This is a genomic window from Mycobacterium sp. TH-M15 (assembly GCF_057473705.1).
The window spans coordinates 1-10,572 of the sequence record NZ_JBYCLB010000034.1 but is presented as its reverse complement, the minus strand read 5'-3'; the positions used below and the strand labels follow the sequence as shown (position 1 = coordinate 10,572).

The window sequence follows — 10,572 nt, the reverse complement described above, 5'->3', positions numbered from 1 at the left end:
CTGCCAGGTAGCCATAGGTCTACTCGGAGCATCCACTGAGAGCATTTCACTCAGGCCTCCCCGGGGGAAGGGGCTGCGGACATGGCTCGTTCGCATCGCACCACAGTCAACCGTCAATCGGCCGCGGCCCGTGCACGCCGGCGACGGCGCCGGGCGGTCGGTGCAGGCGGCGCGGCCGGGGCGTTTCTGGCGTTCGGGTTGGCCCCGCTGGCCGGTGTGCCGGCCGCGCGTGCCACGGAAACGGCCTCAGCGTGGATGCTGGGATAACTGGCTCTTCGTCGGCACATCACCGCGCCGGTTTACGTTTGTCCCGCACGCATGCCCAGAACTGCTCTTGGGTCACGCATAACTGGTCACGCAAGATCCTTGCCCACAAATCACGACCGTAGGTGTTGCGTGCGTTTATGGGATGCGAGATCTTCGTCCGAAGTATCCGGCCATCGCTCAGCACCAACTCGTATCGAGTGTGGTCCCTACTCTTGCCGCGCCGTCCAGACCCATGAGAAACACAGGTCCAACCCTCGACGATGCAAAACCGTTCATGGTCTTTGTACGTCGCAACGGGCCAGCTACGCACCGGCCTGCGCCATTAGCCATGCATGAAGATCGTCGTCTTCGGGCATGGTCTGCGCGAGATAGACGAGCGGCAAGTTGCCTTCATGATTGGGGGCGAATCGGAGTCGTTCAACCCATTGTTCGTTGTAGTCCCTGATCTCATCGACGAGATCGTCGAACGCTTCGGACAAGGTCTCGCCCTCAGCAGCCAACGGCAGGCCCTTCACCCCCACGGTGTGCAGGCGATCCTCGTCGTTGTAGCTGACCTCGATCCAGCCGGCGAGCACCCGCTCCAAGAGATCCCGGAGCACTGTGATCTTGAGAATGCCGACCGGACCCTGGCGGCGGTCCCGATTCGACCGGCCGCGGCTCATGCTGACCAGTAGCCCCTCCTGCGCTGCGTCGAAAACGTCCGAGAGGTGCTGCCGGCTGTCTTGGAAGGTCTCGTATTTAAGGGCTGGCGTCCCATCCTTCACTGCTGGCATGGCCCTACCGTCCCTCCTCTGGCTTCCCAGGCTACCTAATACGTACATAATGTACGTATCGACCCGGATCCGCAACGGTCGGTCTCTACAAGTGGGCGACCATCAACAGTGGCACCCCCAACAACGGCCATGCCTCGGTCCAGGTAGTCGCCCGTTACCCTCCGCTTACTTGTGGTTGACGTTGAGCACCACCGATGAGTCGGCGCTGACCTTGGTGCCCGGCGCCGGGTTGACGCTGGCCACGGTCCAGTCCAGCGGCAGGATCACTTCTTTGTGCTTCGGATCCACCGAGTTGAACGCCACATCGGTGAAGCCCAGGTTCTCCAGTTGGTGCTTGGCGTCCTCGGCGTCCTGACCGGTCACGTCCGGGATGGCGATCGGTGCCCCCGGAGCGGCGGACGTCGTCGCCGACGTGCTGGTGGTCGTCGACGTGCTCGGTGCCGTGCTGGAGGTGGTCGACTCCCGCGGCTCCGACGTCTCGGTCGAACTCGGCGTCGTCGACGACGTGCTCGAACTGCTCGGCGTCGTCGGCGACGTGGCCGAGCTGCTGGGCGTCGGGGTCTCGTGCTTGGTGGCGTGGCAGCCGGCAAACGACAGGGCGAGCACGCAGAGCGCGGCGGCGACGCGGGTCGGTGTTCTCACAGGCGAGATGCTAGCCGTGGCCGCGCTGCCAGGTGCTAGCAAAGGTTACTCGCGGGTAGCCAACTTTCTTAAGGTTCGACTGCCGACACAGTGACTAAGTCCACACCGATGTGCCGTTCGGGTCCCCCCGCGACGGTGACCACTACTTTCTGCGGTAGCGTCGACATGGGCCGGTGGCGCGCGGTGTGGCGGCATCTTAAGAAGGTGCAATAATCGGTACCGCCAGTGACATAAAAACGCTAATGCGCCGATTCCGGTGACGGGCACGTGCGGTCTGACGCGCGTGGCGCCGGTGCGGAGAGTGGCAATGGAAGGCAGGGACGTGGGTCCGAACGACAACGGAGCCAAGTCGGAATCGGCGCTTGAGCGGCACAAGCTCGAGAAGGTCGTGATCCGGTTCGCCGGGGACTCCGGCGACGGGATGCAGCTCACCGGTGACCGGTTCACCTCCGAGGCGGCCCTGTTCGGCAACGACCTGGCCACCCAGCCCAGCTACCCGGCCGAGATCCGGGCCCCGCAGGGCACCCTGCCGGGGGTGTCGTCGTTCCAGATCCAGATCGCCGACTTCGACATCCTCACCGCCGGTGACCGGCCCGACGTGCTGGTCGCGATGAACCCGGCGGCGCTGAAAGCCAACATCGACGACCTGCCGCGCGGCGGGCTGGTGATCGTCAACTCCGACGAGTTCACCAAACGCAACCTGGCCAAGGTTGGCTACCAGACCAACCCGTTGGAGAACGGCGAGCTCTCCGATTACGTGGTGCAGCCGGTGGCGATGACCTCGCTGACCCTGGGCGCGGTCGATGCCATCGGGGCGACCAAGAAGGACGGCCAGCGCGCCAAGAACATGTTCGCGTTGGGGCTGCTGTCCTGGATGTACGGCCGCGAGCTGGCGCACAGCGAATCCTTCATCCGGGAGAAGTTCGCCAAAAAGCCGGAGATCGCCGAAGCCAACGTGGTGGCGCTGAAAGCGGGCTGGAACTACGGCGAGACCACCGAGGCGTTCGGCACCACTTACGAGATCTCGCCGGCCAAGCTGCCGCCCGGCGAGTACCGGCAGGTCTCCGGCAACACCGCGCTGGCCTACGGGCTCGTCGTCGCCGGCCAGCTGGCCGGCACCCAGGTTTTGCTGGGCAGCTACCCGATCACCCCGGCCTCGGACATCCTGCACGAGCTGTCCAAACACAAGAAGTTCAACGTGGTCACCCTGCAGGCCGAGGACGAGATCGCCGGGATCGGCGCCGCGCTGGGCGCCTCCTACGGTGGCGCGCTGGGGGTGACCAGCACGTCGGGGCCGGGGCTGTCGCTGAAATCCGAGGCGCTGGGCTTCGGGGTGATGGCCGAGCTGCCGCTGGTGCTGATCGACGTCCAGCGCGGCGGACCGTCCACCGGCCTGCCGACCAAGACCGAGCAGGCCGACCTGTTGCAGGCGCTCTACGGGCGCAACGGCGAGTGCCCGGTGGCGGTGCTGGCGGCGGCCACCCCGTCGGACTGCTTCGAGGTGGCGATCGAGGCCGCCCGCATCGCGCTGACCTACCGGACCCCGGTGGTGCTGCTCTCCGACGGGGCCATCGCCAACGGATCCGAGCCGTGGCGCATCCCCGACGTCAGCGCCATCGCCCCGATCGACCGCGCGCTGGCCCAGACCGGCGACGAGTTCCAGCCCTACGCCCGTGACCCGGAGACGCTGGCCCGCCAGTTCGCCATCCCGGGCACTGCGGGCCTGGAGCACCGCATCGGCGGGTTGGAGAAGACCAATGGCGACGGCGAGATCTCCTACGCGCCGGCCAACCACGACCTGATGGTGCGCATCCGGCAGGCCAAGATCGACGGCATCGCCGTTCCCGACCTCGAGGTCGACGACCCGACCGACGACGCCGAGTTGCTGCTCGTCGGGTGGGGCAGCACCTATGGACCGATCCGCGAGGCCTGCCGGCGGGCCCGCAGCAAGGGCACCAAGGTCGCCCATGCGCACCTGCGTTACCTCAATCCGTTGCCGGCGAACCTCGGTGAGGTGCTGCGCCGGTACCCGAAGGTGGTGGCACCGGAGATGAACCTGGGCCAGCTGGCCCTGCTGCTGCGCGGCAAGTATCTGGTGGACGTGCAGTCGGTGACCAAGGTTCAGGGGGTGGCGTTCCTCGCCGACGAGGTGGGCCGGATCATTCGTGCCGCATCCGGCGGCAGGCGCGGGACGTTGGCCGATATCGAACAAGACAAGGCGATGGTCGCCCGGATGGCGGTGGTCGCCGCCGGAGCGGCGGTCGAGGCATGACTCGCGAGGCGATGAAGGAGCAGCGCTGATGAGCGATGTGATCGACAGCAACGGCCTGGTCGGTACCGACCTCGGCCTGACGCCGACCAGAAACATCGCGGTGCCCACCACCGACGAACCGCAGAAGGCCAAGGAATACACCTCCAACCAGGAGGTGCGCTGGTGCCCCGGCTGCGGCGACTACGCGATCCTGAACACCGTCCGCAACTTCCTGCCGGAGCTGGGGCTGCGGCGGGAGAACATCGTGTTCATCAGCGGTATCGGCTGCTCCAGCCGGTTCCCGTACTACCTGGACACCTACGGGGTGCACTCGATCCACGGCCGCGGGCCGACGTTCGCGACCGGGCTGGCGGTGAGCCGCGAGGACCTGTCGGTGTGGGTGGTCACCGGCGACGGCGACGCGCTCTCGATCGGCGGCAACCACCTCATCCACAGCCTGCGCCGCAACGTCAACCTGACCATCCTGCTGTTCAACAACCGGATCTACGGGCTGACCAAGGGGCAGTATTCGCCGACGTCGGAGACCGGCAAGATCACCAAGTCCACCCCGTTCGGGTCGCTGGACAACCCGTTCAACCCGGTATCGCTGGCGCTGGGCGCCGAAGCCACCTTCGTCGGCCGGGCGCTGGACTCCGACCGCAAGGGGCTGACCGAGGTGCTGCACGGCGCGATGCAGCACCGTGGGTCGGCGCTGGTGGAGATCCTGCAGGACTGCCCGGTCTTCCACGACGGCTCGTTCGACCTGCTGCGCAAGGAGGGCGCCGAGAACCGGGTGATCCCGCTGCGGCAGGGTGAGCCGATCACCTTCGGCGCCGACGGTGAGTTCTGCGTGGTCCAGTCCGGCTACGGCCTGGCGGTCGCCAACACCGCCGACGTCCCCGCCGACGACATCGTGGTGCACGACGCCACCCGGGACGACCCGTCGTACGCCTTCGCGCTGTCCCGGCTCTCCGATCAGGGGCTGGCCCACTTCCCGATGGGCATCTTCCGCAGCGTCACCAAGCCCACCTACGACGACCAGGCCCGGCTCCAGGTCAGCGCGGCTCGAGACGCCGCCTCGCATGACTCGGCCGCCCTGCAGTCGCTGCTGCGAGGGCGCGACACCTGGCGCGTGGAATGAGTCGGGCCTGACCCAGCCCGGGCCGACCCGATCGGTGCCGCTGGCCGGTGTCGTGCTGGCCGGCGGGGCGTCGCGCCGGATGGGGCGTGACAAGGCCGCGCTAACCATTCCGGGCCGCTTCGACGGTCGCAGCCTGGTGGAACAGACGGTGGCCGTGCTGCGTCGGCGCTGCGACCCGGTGCTGCTGGTCACCGCCCCGGGCCAGGCGCTGCCCGAGCTGCCGGTGCGGCTGCTGCGCGACGAGGCGCCCGGGCTCGGCCCGCTGCCGGCGACCGGACGGGGGTTGCGAGCGGCCGCCGAGGCGGGCGCGGAGCTGGCGTTCGTCTGCGCGGTGGACATGCCGCTGCTCACCGTCGAGCTGGTCGACGCGCTCGCCGGGCTGGCGGCCCGCTGCGGCGCCGACGCGGTGCTGCCCTGGGACGGCCACGACCATTACCTGGCCGGGGTGTACCGGACCGAGCTGGCCGACCGGATCGACGAGCTGGTGGCCGCCGGGGAACGGCGGATGGGCGCACTGCCCGGAATCGTCGACACCCAGCGCCTGGTCGTCTCGGATCCGCTGCCGCTGACCAACCTCAACTCACCGGACGACGTTCGGGCGCTATCGGTCCGAATTTACGAAGAAGATAAACCGTAGCCGCTATCGGAATCCGACAATATTCCGTCCGGTTATGGCCGTGGTCGTTATCTGCACAATAAACGATGCTTCTTGATGGCGGACGGGCGATCGGTCTCGCGGCCCGGGTCGTTGTGCCGCGGGCTCGCCGGAATCGATTGGGGTGTCGAGTATTTCGGATGTGCCCGGTCGATGCCCGGTGGGAACCACGGCCGCCGAATTCTCCGGCGTGGGCCGATAGCCGGGTAACCTATTGCGCGCGTGCAGAAGTGGATGCTGAGGCTGATGTGAGGCCTGTTCTCTGGTGAGGTTTTGCCGCGCCGGCGTGTCGACGCGCCGAACGTAGTGGTCCGCCCCACAAAACCGTTGTGATTCGGCCCACGAATCCCCGGCGGTGCCACACCACCGAATCGATGACCAAACCCACGCTGACCAGCCAAGACAATTGAGCTTAGCTCATGTAATTAAATTGTTATCTGCGCGAGATACCCGTGTCATCGAATTTGACCCGTTCAATCGAGCCCGTAGTTTCCTATTCGCCGACAGCTCGGCAAATCAAATTGAATCCATGAATAACCGCGTGTGAGCGGGCTGCGGACGACCTGGTGTATTCCGATGTCGGTTCCGCCCCGGCTGCCGTGCCCGACCGAGACGGCACGGATCGAAGACCACCTTCCGCCTGACCGTCAGGCGCGCCGCCCTGTCCGGGCGGGCTTCGGCGCGCGCGTGGCGAAAGGGTTAAGTGTGAAGAACATCCGCAAGACGCTCACGATGGCGGTGACCACCGGAGCGCTGGCAGTTGCGCCGGTCGCCCTCTGCACCGGGACCGCGCACGCGGACAGCCTGAACTGGGACGCCGTCGCCGCCTGCGAGTCCGGCGGCAACTGGTCGATCAGCACCGGCAACGGCTACTACGGCGGTCTGCAGTTCAACCTGGGCACCTGGCGGGCCAACGGCGGCAGCGGCATGCCGAACCTGGCCAGCCGTGCCGAGCAGATCCGGGTCGCCGAGAACGTCCTGCGGACGCAGGGACGTGGCGCCTGGCCGGTCTGCGGCGGCCGCGGCTAGGCCCAATGCCGGGGTGACGGCGCCGGGGTGAGACCTCCGGCGCCGTTGTCCGTCTCCGGAGGGTGGGGCGGTAGCGTCATCGCATGGGATCAGCACGCGAACTCGACGTCGTCGTCTACGGGGCGACCGGTTTCGTCGGCAAGCTGACGGCCGGGTACCTGGCCGGCGCCGGTACCGGCGCCCGGGTGGGGCTGGCCGGCCGGTCGGCAGAGCGGCTCACGGCCGTCCGGGACGGGCTGGGAGACGCGGCGCGGAACTGGCCGATCGTGATCGCCGACGCGACCGAACCGTCGACGTTGGCCGCGATGGCAGCCCGCACCCAGGTGGTGATCAGCGCCGTCGGCCCCTACACTCGCTACGGGCTGCCGCTGGTCGGCGCCTGCGCCGCGGCCGGCACCGACTATGCCGATCTGACCGGTGAGCCGATGTTCATGCGGGACAGCATCGACCTGTACCACAAGCAGGCCGCCGACACCGGAGCCCGGATCGTGCATTCCTGCGGGTTCGACTCGATCCCGTCGGACCTCGGTGTCTTCGCCCTCTCCCGCGCGGCGCACGACGACGGGGCCGGCGAACTCACCGACACCGACCTGGTGCTGCGCAGCTTCGCCGGTGGGGTCTCCGGCGGCACGATCGCCTCGATGGTGGAGGTGATGCGTACCGCGTCCAGCGACCCGGATGCCCGCCGCCTGGCCGAAGACCCCTACACGCTCAGCGGTGACCGGGGTGCCGAGCCCGAACTGGGAAAGCAGCCGGATCTGGTGTGGCGGCGCGGTGCGGCGATCGCGCCGGAACTGGCCGGAACCTGGACGGCCGGGTTCGTGATGGCGGTCGCCAACACCCGGGTGGTGCGGCGCAGCAATGCGCTGCTGGGCTGGGAGTACGGCCGGCGGTTCCGCTACGCCGAGCACATGAGCGTCGGGTCGTCGGCGGCGGCCCCGGTGCTGGCCGGGGTCCTCACCGCCACCAGCACCGCGATGGTCTGGTTGGGCAGCCGCGCCTTCCGGCTGCTGCCGCGTCGACTGGTGGACCGGGTCACCCCGGCTCCGGGCAGCGGGCCCAGCGAGGCCGTCCGGCACAGCGGCCACTACCGCACCGAGACCTACACGATAACCAGCAGCGGCGCTCGGTACCGCACCACGATCGCGCAGTCCGGCGACCCGGGCTACCAGGCGACGTCGGTCATGCTGGCCGAGAGCGGGCTGGCGTTGGCGCTGGACCGCGACGCGCTCTCCGATCTGCACGGAGTGCTGACCCCGGCGGCCGCGATGGGGGACGCGCTGCTGGCCCGGTTGCAGGCAGCCGGCGTATCGGTGCAGACCGAGCGACTGAGCTGACCGACCCGGATTCGAGTCGATGCCCGCCCGGCGCGGCTCGGCTACTATCGTGCTCGGTTGCCGCCACCCCGGCGGCGCACCAGACACGAAGGTGAGCACCCTTATGGCCGGCCTCGACGATCTCTTCGCCCAGATCCCCGTCCAGGACATCGCCCAGCAGCTCGGCGCCGACTCCGGTGAGGTGGGCGACACCATCCGGACACTGGTGCCGGTGCTGCTCGGCGGCCTGCACGAGCACGCCCAGGAACCCGGTCAGGCGAGCACCATCGGCGACGCCGCGGCCAGCCTTGCCGGCGGCACCGGCGATCACCCCGAAGGGGCCAATCTGATCTCGCAGATCTTCGGCGGCAACGACGTCAGTCAGGTCGCCTCGGCGCTCTCCGGGGCCGGAGCCGGCAACAACAACCTGGTCCAGCGGCTGCTGCCGATCCTGACGCCGCTGGTGCTGGCCTACATCGGCAAGCAGATGAGCCAGAAGAGCGCGCCCGCGGAGCAGTCGGCGTCGTCCGGTGGCGGCGGCCTCGGTGACGTGCTGGGCAGCATCCTGGGCGGCGCGGCGTCGGGCGGCCGCAGCAACCAGTCGATCGGCAGCATCCTGGGCAACGTGCTCGGCGGCAAGACCGGCGGCGCGATCGGCGACGTGCTCGGCGGCCTGCTCCGCGGCGGCAAGTAACGCCCCCGCCCCGGTCCGTCAGGCCCGGCGAACCGGGGCCGTCCGGCGTTCATAGAATTGGCCGGTGACCGCCAGCCCACGCTCCGCCGACGCCGAAGCCCTGCCCAAGTCCTGGGAACCGGGAGCGGTCGAGGCCGCGATCTACCAGCGCTGGGTTGACGCCGGCTACTTCACCGCCGATCCGGCCAGCGACCAGCCCGGGTATTCGATCGTGTTGCCGCCGCCGAACGTCACCGGCAGCCTGCACATGGGCCACGCGCTCGACCACACGCTGATGGACGCGCTGAGCCGGCGCAAACGGATGCAGGGCTACCAGGTGCTCTGGCTGCCGGGCATGGACCACGCCGGCATCGCCACCCAGAGCGTGGTGGAGCGGCAGCTGGCCGATTCCGGCGAGACCAAGGAGCGGCTCGGCCGGGAACGCTTCGTCGAGCGGGTGTGGTCCTGGAAGCGCGACTCCGGTGGCACCATCGGCACCCAGATGCGCCGGCTCGGCGACGGGGTGGACTGGAGCCGCGAGCGGTTCACCATGGACGACGGGCTGTCCCGGGCGGTGCGCACCATCTTCAAACGGCTCTACGACGCCGGGCTGATCTACCGGGCCGAGCGGCTGGTCAACTGGTCGCCGGTGCTGGAGACCGCGATCAGCGACCTGGAGGTCAGATACGACGACATCGAAGGCGAGCTGGTCTCGTTCCGGTACGGCTCGCTCGACGACGCCCAACCGCACATCGTGGTCGCCACCACCCGGTTGGAGACCATGCTCGGCGACACCGCGATCGCGGTGCACCCGGACGACGAGCGCTACCGCGACCTGGTCGGCACCACGCTGCCGCACCCGTTCCTGGACCGGGAGATCGTCGTCGTCGCCGACGCGCACGTCGACCCCGAATTCGGTACCGGCGCGGTGAAAGTCACCCCGGCCCACGATCCCAACGACTTCGAGATCGGGCTGCGACACCAGCTGCCGATGCCGTCGATCCTGGACACCAAGGCCCGGATCGTCGACACCGGAACGCAATTCGACGGCATGGACCGTTTCGAGGCCCGGGCCGCGGTGCGCGAGGCGCTGGCCGGCCAGGGCCGCATCGTCGCCGAGAAGCGGCCCTACCTGCACAGCGTCGGGCACTCCGAGCGCAGCGGCGAGGTGATCGAACCGCGGCTGTCGATGCAGTGGTGGGTCAGCGTGGAATCGCTGGCCAAGGCGGCCGGCGACGCGGTCCGGGGCGGCGACACCGTGATCCACCCGAAGAGCCTGGAGCCGCGCTGGTTCGGCTGGGTCGACGACATGCACGACTGGTGCATCTCCCGGCAGCTGTGGTGGGGGCACCGTATCCCGATCTGGCATGGACCCGACGGCCAGCAGGTCTGCGTCGGGCCGGACGAGACCCCGCCGGACGACTGGCAGCAGGACCCCGACGTGCTCGACACCTGGTTCTCCTCGGCGCTGTGGCCGTTCTCCACCCTGGGCTGGCCGGATCGCACCCCCGAACTGGAGAAGTTCTATCCCACCAGTGTGCTGGTGACCGGATACGACATCCTGTTCTTCTGGGTGGCCCGGATGATGATGTTCGGCACCTTCGTCGCCGACGATCCGGCCCTGCACGGGGCCGCGGTGCCGTTCGGAAACGTGTTCCTGCACGGGCTGATCCGCGACGAGCACGGCCGCAAGATGAGCAAGTCGAAGGGGAACGGGATCGACCCGCTGGACTGGGTCGAGGCGTTCGGCGCCGACGCGCTGCGGTTCACCCTGGCCCGCGGCGCCAGCCCGGGGGGTGATCTGTCCATCGGCGAAGACCACGCC

Annotated in this window: 9 protein-coding genes and 1 pseudogene; 8 read left to right on the top strand and 2 right to left on the bottom strand. The window is 68.5% G+C overall.

Annotated features, from left to right (window positions below):
- Window positions 1-569 precede the first annotated feature (569 nt).
- Together AC2VNT_RS00910 and AC2VNT_RS00905 are read right to left on the bottom strand one after the other, a co-directional pair.
- Window positions 570-1,040, bottom strand: a complete 471-nt coding sequence (locus AC2VNT_RS00910) for a hypothetical protein (protein WP_486945067.1) — start codon at window positions 1,038-1,040, stop codon at window positions 570-572.
- Between the two features lie 165 nt (window positions 1,041-1,205).
- On the bottom strand, window positions 1,206-1,403 hold the full coding sequence (locus tag AC2VNT_RS00905; protein ID WP_486945066.1) for a PASTA domain-containing protein: 198 nt from the start codon (window positions 1,401-1,403) through the stop codon (window positions 1,206-1,208).
- Window positions 1,404-1,452: 49 nt separating this feature from the next.
- Between AC2VNT_RS00905 and AC2VNT_RS00900 the strand changes: the two genes are divergently transcribed.
- The 8 genes and pseudogenes from AC2VNT_RS00900 to AC2VNT_RS00865 form a co-directional block, all read left to right on the top strand.
- A complete protein-coding gene (locus AC2VNT_RS00900; RefSeq protein ID WP_486945065.1) occupies window positions 1,453-1,776 on the top strand; it encodes a hypothetical protein in 324 nt (107 codons plus the stop codon).
- A 213-nt stretch (window positions 1,777-1,989) separates the two neighbouring features.
- On the top strand, window positions 1,990-3,954 hold the full coding sequence (locus AC2VNT_RS00895; RefSeq protein ID WP_486945064.1) for a 2-oxoacid:acceptor oxidoreductase subunit alpha: 1,965 nt from the start codon (window positions 1,990-1,992) through the stop codon (window positions 3,952-3,954).
- Window positions 3,955-3,982: 28 nt separating this feature from the next.
- Window positions 3,983-5,074, top strand: a complete 1,092-nt coding sequence (locus AC2VNT_RS00890) for a 2-oxoacid:ferredoxin oxidoreductase subunit beta (RefSeq protein WP_486945063.1) — start codon at window positions 3,983-3,985, stop codon at window positions 5,072-5,074.
- Between the two features lie 7 nt (window positions 5,075-5,081).
- Window positions 5,082-5,711 carry a molybdenum cofactor guanylyltransferase gene (mobA, locus tag AC2VNT_RS00885; protein ID WP_486945069.1) on the top strand — a complete coding sequence of 210 codons (630 nt, stop codon included), beginning with the start codon at window positions 5,082-5,084 and terminating at the stop codon, window positions 5,709-5,711.
- A gap of 813 nt (window positions 5,712-6,524) precedes the next feature.
- A pseudogene (locus AC2VNT_RS00880) lies at window positions 6,525-6,758 on the top strand (transglycosylase family protein); the annotation flags it as partial.
- An 83-nt stretch (window positions 6,759-6,841) separates the two neighbouring features.
- Window positions 6,842-8,095, top strand: a complete 1,254-nt coding sequence (locus AC2VNT_RS00875; protein ID WP_486945062.1) for a saccharopine dehydrogenase family protein — start codon at window positions 6,842-6,844, stop codon at window positions 8,093-8,095.
- 103 nt (window positions 8,096-8,198) lie between these two features.
- A complete protein-coding gene (locus AC2VNT_RS00870; protein ID WP_486945068.1) occupies window positions 8,199-8,768 on the top strand; it encodes a DUF937 domain-containing protein in 570 nt (189 codons plus the stop codon).
- A gap of 64 nt (window positions 8,769-8,832) precedes the next feature.
- On the top strand, window positions 8,833-10,572 hold a 1,740-nt coding region (locus AC2VNT_RS00865; protein WP_486945061.1), incomplete at its 3' end, for a valine--tRNA ligase.